General features: G+C 36.0%; 15 protein-coding genes. 7 read left to right on the top strand and 8 right to left on the bottom strand.

Features of this window, described 5'->3' with window-relative positions:
* Positions 1–4: 4 nt before the first annotated feature.
* The 7 genes from EZ428_RS19515 to EZ428_RS19485 form a co-directional block, all read right to left on the bottom strand.
* Positions 5–1,162 (bottom strand): glycoside hydrolase family 76 protein, encoded by a 1,158-nt coding sequence (locus tag EZ428_RS19515; RefSeq protein WP_131554894.1) that lies wholly within the window; start codon positions 1,160–1,162, stop codon positions 5–7.
* A gap of 72 nt (positions 1,163–1,234) precedes the next feature.
* Positions 1,235–2,365: a SusE domain-containing protein gene (locus EZ428_RS19510; RefSeq protein ID WP_131554893.1), complete on the bottom strand. Its 1,131-nt coding sequence runs from the start codon at positions 2,363–2,365 to the stop codon at positions 1,235–1,237.
* A gap of 13 nt (positions 2,366–2,378) precedes the next feature.
* A complete protein-coding gene (locus tag EZ428_RS19505; protein WP_225871101.1) occupies positions 2,379–4,223 on the bottom strand; it encodes a RagB/SusD family nutrient uptake outer membrane protein in 1,845 nt (614 codons plus the stop codon).
* A gap of 11 nt (positions 4,224–4,234) precedes the next feature.
* Positions 4,235–7,558, bottom strand: coding sequence for a TonB-dependent receptor (locus EZ428_RS19500; protein ID WP_165501833.1), 3,324 nt, complete (start codon positions 7,556–7,558; stop codon positions 4,235–4,237).
* A 195-nt stretch (positions 7,559–7,753) separates the two neighbouring features.
* Entirely contained in the window at positions 7,754–8,884 is a 1,131-nt protein-coding gene (locus EZ428_RS19495; RefSeq protein ID WP_131554891.1) for a FecR family protein, read from the bottom strand.
* Positions 8,885–8,961: 77 nt separating this feature from the next.
* Positions 8,962–9,534 (bottom strand): RNA polymerase sigma factor, encoded by a 573-nt coding sequence (locus tag EZ428_RS19490; protein WP_131554890.1) that lies wholly within the window; start codon positions 9,532–9,534, stop codon positions 8,962–8,964.
* A 1,143-nt stretch (positions 9,535–10,677) separates the two neighbouring features.
* Entirely contained in the window at positions 10,678–10,848 is a 171-nt protein-coding gene (locus EZ428_RS19485; protein WP_131554889.1) for an SDR family NAD(P)-dependent oxidoreductase, read from the bottom strand.
* A gap of 112 nt (positions 10,849–10,960) precedes the next feature.
* Between EZ428_RS19485 and EZ428_RS19480 the strand changes: the two genes are divergently transcribed.
* From EZ428_RS19480 to EZ428_RS19460, 5 genes are all read left to right on the top strand, one after another.
* Positions 10,961–11,458, top strand: a complete 498-nt coding sequence (locus EZ428_RS19480) for a hypothetical protein (RefSeq protein ID WP_131554888.1) — start codon at positions 10,961–10,963, stop codon at positions 11,456–11,458.
* Positions 11,455–12,285 (top strand): helix-turn-helix domain-containing protein, encoded by an 831-nt coding sequence (locus tag EZ428_RS19475; RefSeq protein ID WP_131554887.1) that lies wholly within the window; start codon positions 11,455–11,457, stop codon positions 12,283–12,285. The genes EZ428_RS19480 and EZ428_RS19475 overlap by 4 nt, the downstream gene beginning before the upstream one ends.
* 6 nt (positions 12,286–12,291) lie before the next feature.
* The gene (locus tag EZ428_RS19470) at positions 12,292–12,738 is read left to right on the top strand and encodes a nuclear transport factor 2 family protein (protein ID WP_131554886.1); all 447 of its coding nucleotides are present in this window, start codon (positions 12,292–12,294) and stop codon (positions 12,736–12,738) included.
* 21 nt (positions 12,739–12,759) lie between these two features.
* Positions 12,760–13,794: a bestrophin family protein gene (locus EZ428_RS19465; RefSeq protein WP_131554885.1), complete on the top strand. Its 1,035-nt coding sequence runs from the start codon at positions 12,760–12,762 to the stop codon at positions 13,792–13,794.
* A 61-nt stretch (positions 13,795–13,855) separates the two neighbouring features.
* Positions 13,856–14,602: a hypothetical protein gene (locus EZ428_RS19460; protein WP_131554884.1), complete on the top strand. Its 747-nt coding sequence runs from the start codon at positions 13,856–13,858 to the stop codon at positions 14,600–14,602.
* A 51-nt stretch (positions 14,603–14,653) separates the two neighbouring features.
* On the opposite strand, the gene EZ428_RS19455 is transcribed toward EZ428_RS19460, so the two are convergent.
* Positions 14,654–15,094 carry a winged helix-turn-helix transcriptional regulator gene (locus EZ428_RS19455; protein WP_317126460.1) on the bottom strand — a complete coding sequence of 147 codons (441 nt, stop codon included), beginning with the start codon at positions 15,092–15,094 and terminating at the stop codon, positions 14,654–14,656.
* Between the two features lie 18 nt (positions 15,095–15,112).
* On the opposite strand from EZ428_RS19455, the gene EZ428_RS19450 reads away from it, so the two are divergent.
* Both EZ428_RS19450 and EZ428_RS19445 read left to right on the top strand, forming a co-directional pair.
* Positions 15,113–16,120, top strand: a complete 1,008-nt coding sequence (locus tag EZ428_RS19450) for a zinc-dependent alcohol dehydrogenase family protein (RefSeq protein ID WP_131554883.1) — start codon at positions 15,113–15,115, stop codon at positions 16,118–16,120.
* A 283-nt stretch (positions 16,121–16,403) separates the two neighbouring features.
* Positions 16,404–17,225 carry an SDR family oxidoreductase gene (locus tag EZ428_RS19445; RefSeq protein ID WP_131554882.1) on the top strand — a complete coding sequence of 274 codons (822 nt, stop codon included), beginning with the start codon at positions 16,404–16,406 and terminating at the stop codon, positions 17,223–17,225.
* Positions 17,226–17,394: the final 169 nt, after the last annotated feature.

The raw sequence follows: 17,394 nt of genomic DNA, 5'->3' as shown, positions 1-17,394 counted from the left end.
TGTGTTAATTGGTTAAGATACCTGCTCTTTTAAGTTCATCTAATGTTTCTAACAACATCACTGCACTTAACTGCACAGAAGCGTCTCCGTTTTTTGTACTTGGTTTAGTAACCCAATCGTTTCCAAAAACATTTTCAGGTGTCTTTAATGCTTTATTACACAAACTTTCACCATTCATTTTTAAGTATTTTACGTAAAGCTCTTTTGTATAAGGATCAACTGCATTTTTAAGTAATAATTGGGCCATATATCTAATAAAAATCCCTTTAAACAAGCCTCCATCTCCAGTATTTTCGCCTTTAAGTATGCCATTCGGCGAAAATTTGAGTTGATCATTCATTACATAATTTGCATTACGAACAGCATCATCTAAATATGGCTTTTCATTTGTAATCAAATACAGCTCTAATCCTGCCCCTAACCATGTTCCTTGGTTGTAGGTAAGAATCATTCCTTCAGCAGTATTTCCATAGCCATCCCAAACCAAACCTCTTGCAGATTCTACCAAGTTAGATTTCATCCAACTATATATTTTTTTTGCCCATACCAAATCATCTGCATTGTTATTTATTTTATAGAGACGGGCAGCTATAATTGCTGCAGGCGCATTTGAACATGCATTTTTTGAGGTTGGAGAGCCAGTTGCCCACATGATACCGCCATTGTTTACTGTTGTCCAGCCTACTTTTATCCAGATCCAAAGTTGTTCTGCTACGTTTTTATATTCTACATCTCCTGTAGCATCATATGCTCTCAAGCAAGCCAATGCCCACCATTCCATATCATCATAAAATGTATTTTTATAGGTATTACCGTTTTTCACATAACAACCGTTAAGCAAAGTCTTCATTTTAAGCAAAAGCTTCGGGTCTTTTGTTCTATTGTAAGCATCAACCTGAACATCCAATGCATGTGCATTCCACCAATAGTTAAAACCACTGTTGCCTGTATTGTTTTGGTTGTAATAATTTTGTGTTTGGTTATAAAATTCTACATCAAGTGCGATTTGCGCCGCATCTGCCACCTTTGCAAAATTTACCGGGGCGTAGGTGATAACTGGTTCTGGTTGCGCAATAGATTTTGTTTCTTTTTTACAGGCAAAAAGAGTTACTGCTAATCCCACTAAAGCGATTAGTTTAATTTTTTTTATGATAGATTTCATTTGAGGAAATTTAAAGACAGACTCCTTAAATAATATTTTAGAATATCAACTAAAGAGTCTGTCTAATGCATACTATTTGTAAGTTATTTTTTGTGTGTAATCGGCTAGTGCCGACATTCTAAATTCGATGTCAGCCGGTGCCTCCAATGCGAACTTAAAGGCAAAATCATATTGTGTATTATCTACAGGTTTCAGTAAATAATAAGTCAGTGCTGTTGTTAAAGTAGGTCTAACATTATCTTTAACAGACCCGCCCCAGTTTTTAACTGTGACTACACCTGCTACATCTTTTTCAGTAACCCTAAACTTATAGCGTTCATCTCTGCCCCAACTTTCAGGTTTCCAAGCAATGGCAACATTATTGGCTTTCCAAACACCTGCTGCATCGTAATCCAAAGTATACTTAATCGCATTAAACCCAGAAACCCAGATGCCAACAGTTTGTATTTCAGTAAATGTGGCACTAGCGGTATTAAAATCAATATTAATTCTATATACCTTTTTGGTTGTGGTTGGGCTAGCAATTTCTAATGCCTCTTTGATTACTCCTGCATCAATAACAGCAGTTAAAGATGCATTTGTAACATTATCTATCAGTTTATAATTACCTGTGCTTAGTGCCGTATAAACTTCAAAGACACCATCACTTAATCTTTTTAAAGGAAGAGCCTTGTTAAGATCTGTTCCGCCTTCGGTGGCTGTTCCTGTGATAAATAAAGTTGCTGGGTTTTCAGCAATACCCGCAGGCCTAGTCAATTCCATTGTAGAAACTGCTGAGGACATACCGACAACTCCATTAGAAGCTTCAATTCTCCATTTAACTTTGCCTTTTTCCAATTGTTTAATTCCAGCTGCATAGGCCATTTTGTTCATTTCACGATGAGATACCGCCACCTTACTATCATATCCTAATTTTGTAGATACAATGGCATATATTGGTTTTGAGAAATCTCCATCTTCCTTAGCAAAAACTACTTTATAAAATGGTGATGTATAATTACCTGTTTTAGATTGATCCCATTCAAAAGTAACTACTGCATTACTAGATGGACTTAAAACTACTGATGTATTGTTAGAAGGAGCAGTTGAAACTGGTGCGGTAATCGTTGTTTCTACCATATCAGAATCATCCTTCCTGCAGGCCTGCATAAAAATGAGGCCAGATATACCTAATGCAAATAAATGCTTTATCGTTCTTTTCATGATTTTTTTTATTTTACCACCAAGGGTTTCCTACCAATTTTTTGTCTCTATTCAATTCACTCTGAAGAATATTCCAGAAGTAATGTTTTTTAGTAAAAACACGTGTTTCAAATACAGTTCGCTTTTGGAAATCTGTATTATTGGTTCCGTTGGTTGCATTCATTCCATAAAATGGACCATTCTCAACTTGTTCAGCTATCTTCCATCTTCTTGTATCAAAAAATCTGAAGTTTTCAAAAGCCAATTCAACTCTTCTTTCTTGTCGAATAGCTGCACGCATGTCACTTGGAGGAGTGATTTGACCTGCTCCACCACCATATTGAGGGATACCTGCTCTTTCTCTAACCATATTCAAATAGGTTAGGATATCTGAATGTCCTGGATTATATTCATTCAATGCTTCTACATAATTCAAATAGATTTCTGCCAATCGCATTTTAATTTCAAATCTTGGAGAAATGGTTACTGGCGCAAGTAATGAAGTAGACGGACTGGCTAATTTACGTGTAGAATATCCTGTTTTAGACCAATTGGCACCAGTATAACCTCCACTTGCACCGCCATAATACATCAGTAACACTAACGGATTAGCTTGTGTTCCTCCTGCTGCATTAATCCATTTACTTTGGTTAAAAGAAATTGCAACATAAAAACGTGGCTCACGATTAACGTACATCATCGAAGCTCCTGCAGCATAATTACTGGTTGCTGTTGCAGTTGTACCACTTTCAGTATAACCAGATGCAGGATTGATAATCGGAGAACCATCTCCATTATAACCTGTAATTGGAGGTAAACCATTTGCCATAAAGTAAGAATCTACAGCTGATTGAGTCGGACCCCATGATGACCAACCACCAGCAGGTCTTGGTGCACCATTCTGATCATAAGGCGTAACATCTGATGCCTTAACCATTATCGATTCGGAATTCCAGTTGCTCAGAAATACATTTTTTAATGAAACCGCTGGATTATACACACCTCCAGTATTTGCCAATGGTTCTTTATATAAGGCGTATACATTCAAATCAATCAATGCTTTTGCCGCATCAGCTGCTTTCTTCCATTTACTTACATCATAACTTTGGTTAATTAACTGTTTGCCATCTAAATTTTTAAAATCTGCATAGTCTGTATTTCCATTAACCAACGGACTGGCAGCATAAAGTAATAACCTAGATTTTACGCCAAGTGCAATCCCTTTGTTCATTCGGTTATAATCTCCTGTTGGAATATCCTGTTTGGGTTCTTGCAAATCGGGGTAAGCTTTATCGATTTCAGACACGATATAGTTTACGCACTCATCATAACTGCTTCTTGGCAAGCTAAATTCTTCGATTGTAGCATCTGGGGCAATAGGTACTTCTGGCATCATCACAAATGGACCATATTGTCTTAAAAGCATGAAATAAAAATAAGCCCTTAACATTCTCGCCTCAGCTCTCCATTTGGCCAGCAAGGCTGGATCGGTTATTTTATTGTTATCTGAATTTGCATTCTGGATAAAATAAGAAGCATTACGGATAGCTTTATAATAGAAATCCCAATAATTATAATTGGTGGTTGCCTTTGTCCAATTGGTATTCATTGTAAACATTGGATAATTCACATAGGTAACATCCATTTCATCAGAAAGGCCTTCCCATGGCACGTTTTCGCCACTGTGATCGGTTTCTGAACGGATATTCGAATAAACATTTGCTAAAAATGCCCTGGTTAGGTCATCTTTTTGAAAAACATCTTCAATAGCCAATGCATCATCGGGGATCTGGCCTAGAAAATCTTTTTTACATGCACCCAAAACACTCATTACTGCAATTACAGCAATGAGGGTAATAAATTTTAAATTTCTTTTCATTGTATATGAGATTAAAAAGATACGTTTAAGCCTAAACTATAAGTTTTAATATTCGGATAGCGTGTTCCACTTCCATCACCCATTTCTGGATCGAACATTTTATAAGGGCTAAAAGTCAATAAGTTATAACCGATAAAATATACCCTCATGTTTTTTACACCAAACTTTGTGAACATTGTTCTAGGAAAGGTATAGCCAAAATCGAGAGTTTTCAACCTCAGGAATTTGCCATTCATTAACCAATGACTACTTGATGCAGAATAATTTTGATTGATATCGGCTCCATAAGATAAACGCGGATAGAAAGCATCTTGCCTAGGGTTTTCAGGTGTCCATCTATCTAAAATATTCTCGTAAACACTTCCCCTTGCCACACCGCTTCTAAATGGCATAAACACATTAGATAAATACAGGTCTACATTTCCAATTCCTTGGAAAAACGCACCCAATGAAAATCCTTTATAGGATACTGACGTGCCAAAGCCATAAACGATTTGTGGCAATGAACTACGTCCAATTGCAGTTTGATCAAACTCACTGATTATTCCATCACCATTTAAATCCCTAAATTTAATATCCCCGGCTTGTACCGTGCCTCCTGCAGTTCTGGCAACCAATGGATTATCAATTTCTGCTTGCGTATAATACCCTTCAGAAATATATCCAAATCTTTGTCTAATTGGCCACCCTCTACTATCCTGATAATCATACTGTTGTAGAGGCTGGTCATTTTCGATCACTTTGTTTTTATTGTAAGTGAATGTGCCTCTGAATTGCACATCAAACTTGCCCATTCTTTTATTGAACTCGCCAGTAATATCAACTCCTTTACTATTATTTTTACCAAGGTTACCTAATAAGTTCGCTGGTAAGCCAACAAAGTTTGGTACAGAAGCTCGTTGCAAAAAGATATTTTCTCTTCTTCTATTAAAAAAGTCTAATTGTATGTATAAAGCATTGTTAAATGTTTTAAACTCTAAGCCTAGGTTGATGTCTTTTTCAGTCTCCCAGGTCACATCCGAAGCAAAACGGGTAATGGCCAATCCACTTACCGAATTAGACCCAACCGTTTGTCCGTAAGAATAACCTCCTGCACTTGCAACTTGAGCTAAATAAGTAAAACGATCTCTTGCATCTGGGTCACTAGAAAATATATTAATCTTGCTATTTCCAACTACCCCATAAGAAGCTCTTATTTTTAACAATTGGAAGGTTTTTTGAATGTTACCAAAAAATTTCTCATTAGAAAGTACCCAACCAATTGCATAAGAAGGAAAGTAACCAAACCGTTTAGATGGTGCAAAATTTTCGGCACCATTATAGCCCAAACTAACTTCTGCAAGATATTTCTCATCATAGGCATAAGTCGCCCTTCCTACCAAACCTAAATTGCGATATGGCAATGATAAAATTAAAGTAGTTGCCGATGAAATTACTTTATCTGTTTGGTTATATAACAAGAGGCCCCCGATGTGATGTTTGCCAAAAGTATTATCATAGCTAACTGCACCCTCTAAATAGAACTGTCTTTCCCCTCCATTATCTTTGGAGAAAACTAAAAAATCATTTCCAGCAGGCGCGGCAATATCGTATACCAAATTGCCATTTGCATCTCTACTTCTAGCATAATTAGCAGCAGGTGCTTTAATTCTTGCCAATCGGTTAGTGTTTCTAGCATCGAATGCAAATAATACTCTTGCAGAAAGTCCTTTTACCAAAGAGCTAAGATCCTGAATTACCCTGATATCAGAGTTAATCTGGTTGTTATAGGTAGAAACATAACCTCTATTAGTTAACAAACCAAAAGGGCTATTCATACCTCCGCCAGTAGATACAAATGGCTCTTGTCCATTTGGATAAAGACCTTTGGGATAAATTGTCGGGTAGGTTTCAAATGCTTCGGCAAAAATTTCTGATGTACCTGTTCCAGGATAATTCCCATTCCCAATAAACCCTTTTATTCCTAAATCTATAACTGTTGATTTTGTAGCATTAATATTTAATCGCGAAGCAAAATTGTACCTGTCGAATGAGATTTTAGAATCATATTTTTGTAGATCATCTGTTTTGAAAAGACCATTCTCACTATACAAACCTGCAGAAACATAGAAGGTTGCTTTATCAGATCCCCCGCTAACATTCATATTTGCTTTTCTATTGTTTCCAAAGTCATTAAAAATTTCTTCCATCCAATTTACATTAGGATATAGGATTGGGTCTTCTTGTGTATAGGTTTTACGAATAACTTCTTCAGAATATCTTGGTGTGCCGCCACGTGTAGTATTGGCCTCATTTGCCATTTGCAAATAAGTTACGCCATCAGCAGCTTTAGGGATTGTTGTAAATTCGGTTACACCCTGATAATAATCAAAGTTAAACTTAGTTTTACCAGCAACACCTTTTTTGGTAGTTACCAAGATTACACCATTTGCACCACGTACACCATATACCGAGGTAGAAGAAGCGTCTTTAAGAATAGTAAAACCTTCTACATCATTAGGATCTAGGTTTGAAAAACTACGTTCTACACCATCAACTAAAATTAATGGAGCATTGTTACTGGTTGTATTTAGGCCACGAATAAAGATATCAGCACCATCTAAACCTGGCTCTGCACTACGCTGAACACCTACTAAGCCTGATACTCTACCGGCTAATACCGTTGATAGGTTTGCGACTGGCTGTTTTAATTCCTGAACATTTAGACTAGATTGAGCACCCAAGGTTTCGATCTTTTTTTGTTTTTGCCCATAAGCAACTACAATTACTTCACTTAAACCATTATTTGAAGGTTTTAAAACTATGTTGAAACTTTTTCTCTTTTCAACCGCCACTTCGACAGTTTCATATCCCACATAAGAAACCACTAAGGTTGCCTCTTCTGGCACTTTGATTACAAACTCTCCTTCACTAGAGGTTTGAACCGTTAATGGAGCTCCCTTCAATTTTACAGAGGCGCCAGGTATGGGTAAATTGGCTTCATCCAATACTTTACCTGTTACAACAATATCAGCTAAGATGGGCTGAACTATAGTTGGAGCTACTTTTTTTCTCAATACGATGGTATTTCGATCTATCACAAAAGTGAATGGCTGGTTCGCGAAGCATTTTTCCAGAACGCTTTCAAAATTTTCATTTACCACGTTAAGTGTAACTGGTTTCGAGTTTTTGATCAGTTCATCCTCATAGTAAAAGTTAAAGTTACTCTGACTGCGTAATGCTTTAAAGACTTTCTCTATTGATACATTCTTTACATTAAGGTTGATTTTCTGAGCATGCGTTTCTGCGCTGATCTGTAGCGAGAAAGCAAACATTAAGATCAAGATAAATTTCATACAGAGGAGAAATTTAAAAGGCACTGGTTTTGACCCACTACATGCCGTTGTGTTAATTTTTTTGTACATTTGGTTAGTAAGTTAAATGATAACTTTTTTGATATAGGTTTATTTGATTTGCATTAGGCTTAGGCCGAGGACCTAAAGTGGCTCAAACACTTTGGGTCTTTTTTTTAAGCCGTTAAGGGTGTAGCATTATTTCATAACTATGATCCTCCTTCCTTCAATTTTAAATTTCACTGAACCCGTTAATTGCATTATTTTCAATACATCTATTACCTCTCCGAATTTGGAAATAGTACCACTGTAATATTGATTGTTAAAATTCCCTTTATATTCTACTTCAACATTGTACCACCTCGAAACCTTGCTCATTATCCCATAAAGGTCTTCGTGGTTAAACAAGAACAATCCGTTTTTCCACGCAATGCTTTCGCTTGCATCTTCTAACATGGCTGATTTTAGGGTATTGCCACTTTTAAAATTCACAACTTGTTCACCAGGTTTCATTAATGCCTTTTCATTAGCGGTAGATACCCTAACTTTCCCTTCCAACAAGGTAGTTTTAGTTTCTTTTTCTTCTGGATAAGCATTGATGTTAAAATGTGTACCCAATACCTCTACATCCTGATTGGCAGTATGCACAATAAAAGGTTTCTCTTTATTCTTTGCAACTTCAAAATAACCTTCACCGTTTAGCTCTACTTTACGTTTATCGCCATTAAATACCAAAGGATATTTTAAAGATGATGAAGCATTTAACCAAACTTTGCTCCCATCTTGTAATACAACAGTATATTGGCTTCCTCTTGGGGTTGCTATAGTATTAAATTGATTTGTTGAATTTGTACTATTAGCTACATTTAGGATTTCATAAACCAGTTCGCCATTTGCTGTCTTCTTAATGCTAATTCCAGCTATGCTATCCACTACCAGTGTAGAAGCATTTTTATCTAGGATAATTTGCCTACCATTTGCAAGTGTTAAAATTGCTTTATCAGTACCAGGCAGAATTTTCTCCTGGTTATTTTTTGCAACACTGTAATTACTTTCCTTTCGAAAGGCAAAAAATAGGGAGCCACCAAAAGCAACAACTATTGCTGCCGCAATACTTAATTTTTTGAGTAGGGTAAATTTAATTTCCGGCTTGGAAAACTGAAGGTTAGCTGCTATCAACTTCAAATCTTCGGCAATCTCTTCTTCTTTTAATGGTTCATGATTTGGAAGATATTTAAGATAAGAAGTTTCTACCAAAGCTTTTTCTGCTTCAGTGCAATTGCCCGAAAGATATCGGCTAATGAGGTCTTGTATTTGGTTAGGTTGCATGTATTTAAGGATGATTAATTATCCTTATCACAACAGTAGACGAACAACTAGAAGGTATGGGGTAGATTTTTTAAATTTTAACTTAAAAAATAGAAAATCAGCATTATACTTAGCTTGGGACGCATTATTTTTAAGGCGTTTTGAATTTGTTTACGAACAGTTTGCTCTGAGATCTCCAATTGTGTGGCAATTTCTTTATGGCTCAAGTGTTCATTTCTACTCAATTCAAATACTTGGCGCATTTTTGAAGGAAGTGCGCTAATTTCTTCTGCTATCATTTCCATCAATTGTTTGTGCCTAATTAAATGATCTGTCAGGTCATTTTTTTCGGCCTCATAACATTCGAGAAAATTGATATAATTTGATTCTAATTTCTTTCGAGAAAAGTAATCCAAAATACGATTCCTTAAAGAGGTATATAAATAAGCAGAAAGTAAGGTTTTAATATTGATCTCTTCCCTTTTGAGCCAAAGTGCAGTAAATAAATCTTGGGTAAAATCTCTCGCTAGCTCTCTTTCTCCAGTTTTTTTATAGGCATGTAGATACAACAAGCGACTATATCTTTTGTAAATTTCTGCATAGGCAACATGACTGCCCTTTTGCAACAGAACAAACAATTCTTCATCACTTATATGATCACTTAGTTGCATATTTGGTTAGCGTTAAACAAATATATACAAATAAAAATGCCATGCAAATACTTTGTAAAACGATTTACTAAGCAATAAGTCCCAGTTACAAGAGGAGGACGATTTCTAGGATTTAATAATATTTTATCCTATTTTTTATAAATTCTTTCATTCAATAAAGCACTTAAGATTTTGCAGGGGATTGCAATTGAATTTTTGTGCCACTTTCTGAAATCCTGACTTAAGACTGCTATTGTTTGAAAGAATTAGGTATGTTTTTTGGTTGCAAACTCTGCGGATGAACGAATGCTGCTGTTTATGCATAAAATGAAAGCCCTTGATATTTCCTTAAATTTTGAAAAAATAAGCGGAAATAAAAATTTCTGTATCCTAAGTTCTAGAAAGGACACAACGTATTGCATCCTTTGCCAATGCACTATGTCACCAAACCCTCTCTTTAGCTTAAAAACACAATCCATTGACTGAATATTCGCTGAACACAAGTGCATTACAACTACAATTAATATATTATTAGCTTAATACCTAAGCTGTGTAAACTGCAATAATCATCACAAGTATTTGCCTATAAAATATTGATGTGAGATATATTGTTCCGCTTCAAAAGTTGTGTAAAAAAGTTATTGGCGTCAAGCCTTAATCAGGAGATTAAATATTTTTCTAAACAAAAAAGATATAGAATAACATACAATCTATAGAAATAAAAAAGCCCCACTCGGACGGAGTGGGGCTAACCTACTGGTTGTGAGCTCCCGAGACTGTGTACTTTTCTAGAAATTTGTTTGACGACCTTACTAGAATTTCAAAAATTGATGTAGATGATTTGGAATAATTCAATGATCTTCTTTTTCATTTGAAAGATTCTTAATTGTAACCGAAATCAGGTCTTCTAGATTTTAGCTGATATTGACGGAAATACTTTTGTGTATATATGTTTTATTCAGAAACCAATTTAACTTTTAAGTAGCTTCAAGATCTTTCTGACATCTCATCCCATAGTTGTGTTTTTACCGCTACGAGAGAAACAATATTCACTCGTATTGGTGCCAATTCCTTGTTAGGTCTATTGCTTGCAATACCACTGGACAGGACAACAGAACCTGTAGTGTTGATAAATGGAGCAGCATATTTTGCGACGGCTTTTACCTATATTTCATTTGTTACATCTATGGCGTATCCAACACTTTCGGTTGCTATTTCTTGCAAGACTCCGTCTATACGCTGTTGAATACTCAATGCAATAATTACACGACCACCTTTTGAAGCAACTAATTTTGCTGTTGCCAAACCAATACCTGAACTGCCTCCAATAAGCAAAAAAAATTAATTACAATTTACAGAATGAGCCCCACAGCAAATGAAATTTGAGCCTTACAGAAAATACGTTCTCTTAGAAAATGTACATCTTTGCACTATCAATTTACTACAAATGGACATTTTAAAATTAAGTACCGATTGGGCAAGAGCCGAGGTGTTTTCCTCCAAAATAACTTTACTGCTTAGTTTGCTGTTTTTCTTGGCGGCTTTTGGCTTTTGGCAATTGGGCAAAACCTCTATGGCAAAGGCTTTTATTTGGCCAATGTTGGTTGCAGGTGTATTAATCGTTGCAGTCGCAGCAGGTTTATATTTTGCCAACAAGCCAAGGATTGCACAATTTGAAACAGCTTATACTACCGATGCGAAAGCATTTGTGCAAGCGGAAACAGAACGTACAGCAAAATCTCAAAATGACTTTACACTCGTCTTTAAAGTGCTTCCCCTTATTATTCTTGTGGCAGTATTGCTGATTTTTTTTGTAAATACGCCTTTGTGGAGGGCCATTGGCATTACCACTATTGCACTAATGACTATATTGATGTTTATTGATAGCAATACCAATGCAAGAAACACGGTATATCATCAACAATTAATAGCATTAATAAAATGAACAAAAGCATAATACCTGTGACACGGGTTTTGGAAGACAGTTTTGTGTATTCCTGTACTTTTGACCAGCAACGCGGCAACGAACAATTTGTGCCACATCACGTTTTGTCTTTTCAAATTTCCGGTGAAACACGTATCCAACATCAAAATGGTTTGTTGATACTCAAAGAAAATCAAATTCTTTTAACCAGGAAAAATCAACTTGTAAAAACGTTAAAAATCCCTGCTAAGGATAAAGAATATAAAGTCATTTCTGTAATCATAACAACTACAGCTTTGCAGCAATATGCAGAGGACAACTCCATCCACGAAAGCAAAAATTATACGGGAGAAAAAAATCTTTTGCTAAAACCTGATACATTGCTGAAAAGTTATTTTCAATCACTATTACCCTATGTAGAGCAATCTCAAAAAATAAGCAAAAAATTGGCAGGTATTAAAACCAATGAAAGCATAGAATTGCTGCAACGTCAAAACCCTTCTCTCTCCACTTTTCTATTTGATTTTTCAGAGCCGTATAAAATAGACATCGAAAAATATATGTTACAAAACTATCATTACAATGCACCGATAGAAAATTTTGCAAAACTCACAGGGAGAAGTTTGGCAGCATTTAAAAGAGATTTTGTAAAATCATTTAAAGTTCCACCTGCAAAATGGCTTAAAGAAAAACGCCTTGAAGAAGCCCATTATCTTATTCATCAAAAAAACAAAAAGCCTTCAAATATTTATTTGGATTTGGGCTTTGAAAATTTATCACACTTCTACACTTCATTCAAGAAGAAATACGGAGTTACACCCGCAGAAAGTTTAATAATTAATCAATAAAAAAAAATGAACTACGAACAAAAAATTAAGGAAGCGCAAGACCGCTTAGCTATTCGCGAATTAGTGGACAGTTATGCCTATTGTGCAGATACAAGGGATGCACAAGGGCAAATGGCATTGTTTACCGAAGACACCAATTTCGAGGTGTATTACGACCCAAAATCAGAAACGCCATCGCAAGTTGTTAGCAGCAGGGCAGATTTGTTTCCTGTCTTTGATAACCTGAACACATACAACACAACGATGCACTTCAATGGGCAAAGCACTGTAAAACTGAATGGCGATAAAGCAACGGGCATCGCTTATTGTATGGCACATCATTTAACCATAGAAGATGGTAAGCAAAAACTGATGGTAGCTGCTATTCGTTACCAAGACAGCTATGTAAAACAAAATGATAAATGGCTTTTTGCAGAACGCAAATTGCTGGTTGATTGGATTGAGAATAGATAAACACTTTAACTATTATAAAAAATGATAGTACAAAGAAGTATTGATTTTCGGAAATTATGGAAATGGTCGGCACACCATATAGCTTGGCTTCTTTTGGGAGCCACAGCTATTACCCTTTTGTATAAATTTGGGCTGATTGATTTTTATATCCCTTGGCTGCCTGTTTCTGTAATAGGTACTGCGGTAGCATTTTATGTGGGCTTTAAAAATAATGCGGCTTATGATAGAATGTGGGAGGCACGAAAAGTTTGGGGAGCTATTGTAAATAATAGTCGGGCTTGGGGCAGTTATGTAAATAATTTTGTAAGCAACCTGTTTCGTAAAGAAAAAATTTCGGAAGAAGATTTACAGGCCATCAAAAAGCGATTACTGTACCGGCATATCGGATGGGTATATGCCCTTAGAAACCAACTATTGCAGGTTGCACCTTGGGAACACGCTGCACAAAGAGGGACAATTGGGAAAACCGCAAAAAAATATCAAAGAAATGACGGTGTGGGGCTTCTAGATGATGATATTACCTCAAACGCATTAAAACGCTACCTGCCTGAAAATGAGTATAAAAAATTAATCAGTTATAAAACCCCCGCTACACAGATTATCGATTATCAGGGAAAAGACTTAGTTGAATTAAGGAGCGACTATACCATTGATGATTTTCGTCATATTGAATTGCAAAAAATTCTGTATTCTTTTTATGAAAATCAGGGAGCTGTGGAGCGGATTAAAAAATTTCCGTTGCCAAGGCAGTATGCAAGTATGAGCCAGTATTTTATCGGAATTTTTCTTTTACTAATGCCTTTCAGCCTAATTCCCGAATTGATGAAAGTAGGAAGCTGGGGCATTTGGCTGTCCATTCCTATAACGGCACTCATTGGTTATGTGTATGTAATGATGGAGCTTATTGGGGATTATACCGAAAACCCTTTTCAGGGAATGGCGAATGACATTCCAATGCTATCATTGAGCCGAACCATTGAAATTGATTTGTTAGAAATGCTGGGAGAAAAAGAATTGCCTCAACCCATTTCAAGTAATAATGGTGTTTTGTTGTAAGGTAAAAAGACTTGTAAACTTACAACCACGGTGTATTATGCCTTCTTTTAAAAAAAAATATATGCTTAAAAAACAAAAATTAGCAATCATTAGAAAATGGTATCCCAATGCACTAACAACTATTGATAGTGTAAATATACTGATTGATTTTGTGGAGAATAACTTAGAGCTTGAACCTAACCAGATAATGGTAGCAGATAGTGTTTGCAGTGACGATGTAAATAGCATTCAGTACCCTGCAAGAGCACAGGAATTTTTAGGGCCTTTTAAAATGGGCGGATTAAACGGCTTTCCGTTTACAGGTTTAACCGGTATGGGAGCATTTGCCAGTCACGTACCAGATAATGGTGCTGTTTACATTTACTATGGTCCACATATTGGCATTACTAAGTCAGGGGACATTGGAGAAATACAACGATTTGGACAAAGTAAAAACAGTGGCTGTTGTGGGGCTGCAAAAGGAGCCTTGGCTAAACTAATAGACGGGACAATAACTGAAGGGAATATTACTGATATGGATTATCAAATGAATACCATCGAACAAATTTTGTTTAAGCAAAAGGAAAGGATTTTAAATGCTCAGACACCAATATTAGAGGCCACAGAAGTTATTTACGAAGCAATTGACGAAAGAATAAACACGTTGGTTGAAAAAACGAGTTATAACTGCAAGTATGTAATATTAGTAGGTGCAGTTTTGATAAATAGTGATTCAGATATGGGGTCGTTTAATACAATTAAAAGATTTGATGTAATAAATGTTGCAACGAAAGAACGGAAAAGTTTTAAGAACATTTTTTTTGGATAGCCTATTGAAATTGATTCGTTATAGCTGTAGAAGCGGTAGTGCTGTCTAAATTTAGCCAATTGAAGTGGCTGCACGATGCTTTGTTCCCCAATCACTCAATTGTAAACATACCGGTATAAGTTCCGTTCCCAAAACTGTTAATTCATACTCTACTTTCGGAGGTACTTCTGCATATACCTTTCTTGTGATCAGGTTGTCTTCGGCCATTTCTTTCAACTGAAGGGTAAGCATGCGTTCTGTAATATGTGGGATTTTCTTATTAAGTTCACCAAAACGTAATTTACCCTTGCTCAGGTGAGTGAGTATCAATAGTTTCCACCTTCCACCTATTAATTGTATGGCATAAGTCATATCACATGTTGTTAAGAATTTTCTATTGTGATTGTTCGTTGAGTTTTCTTTAATTCTTTCCATTACTTCCTTTTTGTGCGTATAACACATTTTGTTGTTAACGATGTAAAAGTAAGCAAGCTGTTTTACTTTTGTCTTCATAATTTTAAAAAATAAAAAATGAACAGTCAAAAAACAGTAAGGGTTGTAAAATTCAAAGAAACCGGAAGTGCGGAAGTGTTGACACTTGAAACAGTAGAAATGCCTATCCCTAAGAGTCACGAGATATTGATTGAAGTTAAGGCCATTGGTTTAAACAGAGCTGATGTAATGTATCGGAACGGAATGTATATAGAGACGCCACAGTTCCCAGCTATGCTTGGTTATGAAGCTTCGGGCATTGTGGAATCCGTGGGCAATGATGCAAGTGGCCAATTTAGCGCTGGTGATGTTGTTAGTATTATACCAGCGTTTTCACTGCATGATTATGCCACTTATGGAGATTATATCATAGTCCCGGCCTATGCCGTGCAAAAGCATCCGGCAAAGTTGTCATTCAATGAAGCAGCTACTTTATGGACAAGTTACTTATCAATGTATGGAATATTAGTAGATTCTGCAAAAATGAAAGCAGGTGACATTGTGGTAATTAATGCAGCATCGAGTGCCACTGGCCTTGCTGCCATTCAAATTGTTAACTATTTGGGAGGTATTTCAATAGCTTTGACTACTTCGGCTAGTAAAAAAGAAGCCTTGATAAATGCAGGTGCTAAGTATGTAGTTGTTACCTCTGAAGACAATTTAATAAATGAAATAGCCACTATTTCAAATGGCAAAGGTGCCAACATTATCCTGGATCCTGTAACAGGAGAAAAATTCGGTGAATTAGTTTCTACTGTGGCCGAATATGGAAAAGTTTATGTTTATGGCATTTTGAGCTCTGCTCCCTCAGTATTTCCTGCAATGCAGGTGCTAATGAAAACACCTACCATAAAAGGTTATAACGCTATGGAAATTCTTGCCGATCCTGTAAAATTACCTCAAGCAATCGCATTTGTAAGTAATGGTGTGGAAGATAGTGCATTCAAACCACTAGTAAATAAAACATTTGCTTTGTCTGAAATAGTGGAAGCCCATAAATATTTAGAAAGCAACACACAATTTGGTAAAATTGTAGTTATCCCTTGATTTTAAATCTCAAAAACAGGAGATTTATTGGGTAACTATTTAACTTTCTTCAACTTAGCATCATTTCTACCTGTAATTATAACTGTTTTACCAGGTTTAATTAGACATGAGGCAAATTCAAAAATTTTAATGACCGTTCAGAATTTTTTTGAACGGTCATTTTTCATCATAAAAATTAGCATAATGAACTTTATAGAAAATAAAAATTGAGCCGTATAGAAAATGAAAATTTTAACCACTGTTATAGCTTTACCTCCACAATTAAATTTTAAAATAAAACTGTATGAACAAAACAATTTTAATAACAGGAAGCAGTAGTGGCATCGGTAAAGCGACTGCGTTACTTTTTGCAGAAAAAGGCTGGAATGTAATAGCAACAGTACGGGAGCCGGAAAAAATACAAGCATCTGAATTCAAGGCTTTGGAGAATATATGGGTAGCCAAATTGGATGTGCTGGTTCCTGCAACTATTCAGAAAACGGTAGAAGAAGGAATAGCACGCTTCGGCAAAATTGATGTTTTAGTGAACAATGCCGGATATGGTGCTTATGGACCTTTAGAGGTTTTTGACAGAGAAAGTATCATCCGTCAGTTCAATACCAATGTGATTGGGTTATTAGATGTTACGAAAGCTGTTCTACCGCATTTCAGAAAAAACAAAGATGGCATTATCATCAACGTTTCATCTATGGGTGGACGGTTTACTTTTCCTTTCGGAGCATTATACCACGGAACAAAATTTGCGGTGGAAGGTATTTCAGAAAGTTTGAGTTTTGAAGCGGAAACAATTGGTGTAAAAGTGAAAATTATCGAGCCTGGAGCTACCGAAACTAATTTCGCAGGCACTTCTTTTGATTTTAAAAATGACGAGAGTATTGAAGAATATCAGGGCTTGATGAATACCCTGAAGAAAATGATAGAAGATGTTGGAGCAAATAGTGTTTCGCCCAGGGTTGTAGCCGAAAAAATTTATGAAGCTGCAACCGATGGCTCCAATCAATTACGTTATCCTGCAACACCGGACGCAGTAGCTCTTTTAGAAAAGCGTTCAACTGAAGACGATGATACTTTTATTAATGGGTTTAAAAAACAATTCGGACTATAACTGTGCTAGCAAACTAGATTAGACGTGAGGCAATTCAAAAAATAAAACAACCATTCTGAACTTTTCGGAATGGTTGTTTTTTTATTCAGAACATATTTATTGAGCCACACAGCAACTAATTTTTGAGCCGTCAAGAAAACGTTGTGAAGGTATGATTGGTGAATTTTGT

It is taken from the genome of Pedobacter frigiditerrae (assembly GCF_004331645.1).
Classification (GTDB): domain Bacteria; phylum Bacteroidota; class Bacteroidia; order Sphingobacteriales; family Sphingobacteriaceae; genus Pedobacter; species Pedobacter frigiditerrae.
Note: the sequence above shows the minus strand (reverse complement) of the source record. Positions and strands in the feature narration are given on the sequence as shown.

Excerpts from the sequence above, each read along its gene's own strand:
- EZ428_RS19515 (WP_131554894.1), bottom strand. The coding sequence starts at position 1,162 with ATGAAATCTATCATAAAAAAAATTAAACTAATCGCTTTAGTGGGATTA.
- EZ428_RS19510 (WP_131554893.1), bottom strand. The coding sequence starts at position 2,365 with ATGAAAAGAACGATAAAGCATTTATTTGCATTAGGTATATCTGGCCTC.
- EZ428_RS19505 (WP_225871101.1), bottom strand. The coding sequence starts at position 4,223 with ATGAAAAGAAATTTAAAATTTATTACCCTCATTGCTGTAATTGCAGTA.
- EZ428_RS19500 (WP_165501833.1), bottom strand. The coding sequence starts at position 7,558 with ATGAAATTTATCTTGATCTTAATGTTTGCTTTCTCGCTACAGATCAGC.
- EZ428_RS19495 (WP_131554891.1), bottom strand. The coding sequence starts at position 8,884 with ATGCAACCTAACCAAATACAAGACCTCATTAGCCGATATCTTTCGGGC.
- EZ428_RS19490 (WP_131554890.1), bottom strand. The coding sequence starts at position 9,534 with ATGCAACTAAGTGATCATATAAGTGATGAAGAATTGTTTGTTCTGTTG.
- EZ428_RS19480 (WP_131554888.1), top strand. The coding sequence starts at position 10,961 with ATGGACATTTTAAAATTAAGTACCGATTGGGCAAGAGCCGAGGTGTTT.
- EZ428_RS19475 (WP_131554887.1), top strand. The coding sequence starts at position 11,455 with ATGAACAAAAGCATAATACCTGTGACACGGGTTTTGGAAGACAGTTTT.
- EZ428_RS19470 (WP_131554886.1), top strand. The coding sequence starts at position 12,292 with ATGAACTACGAACAAAAAATTAAGGAAGCGCAAGACCGCTTAGCTATT.
- EZ428_RS19465 (WP_131554885.1), top strand. The coding sequence starts at position 12,760 with ATGATAGTACAAAGAAGTATTGATTTTCGGAAATTATGGAAATGGTCG.
- EZ428_RS19460 (WP_131554884.1), top strand. The coding sequence starts at position 13,856 with ATGCTTAAAAAACAAAAATTAGCAATCATTAGAAAATGGTATCCCAAT.
- EZ428_RS19455 (WP_317126460.1), bottom strand. The coding sequence starts at position 15,094 with ATGAAGACAAAAGTAAAACAGCTTGCTTACTTTTACATCGTTAACAAC.
- EZ428_RS19450 (WP_131554883.1), top strand. The coding sequence starts at position 15,113 with ATGAACAGTCAAAAAACAGTAAGGGTTGTAAAATTCAAAGAAACCGGA.
- EZ428_RS19445 (WP_131554882.1), top strand. The coding sequence starts at position 16,404 with ATGAACAAAACAATTTTAATAACAGGAAGCAGTAGTGGCATCGGTAAA.